The 217-nt window shown below is 50.7% G+C and carries 1 protein-coding gene; it reads right to left on the bottom strand.

All coding sequences use genetic code 11. From position 1 onward, the window contains the following. The coding region (locus LCF57_RS10770; RefSeq protein WP_226000687.1) for an SDR family NAD(P)-dependent oxidoreductase at positions 1-217 on the bottom strand (217 nt) is incomplete at both ends.

Here is a 217-nt window from a genome sequence, read left to right as displayed (position 1 = left end):
TCCCAGCACCTCCATAAATTCTTCGCTTGTTTTCTTGATGATGAAGTTATCGTGAATCACCCCTGCACAGTGGATGATCCCATGGACACGCCCACATTCCTCACGAATACTTTCCAGTAAACCGATAACGGTGCTCTTATCGGTGATATCGCCTTGTCTATACTCCACGCTGGCACCTGAGGCCTCCAGCTCCTTCAGTCGGGTCTGTCTGCCTCTG

The organism is Paenibacillus sp. BJ-4, from assembly GCF_020404765.1.
Lineage (GTDB): Bacteria > Bacillota > Bacilli > Paenibacillales > Paenibacillaceae > Paenibacillus.
This window is presented reverse-complemented; position numbering and strand designations above follow the sequence as displayed.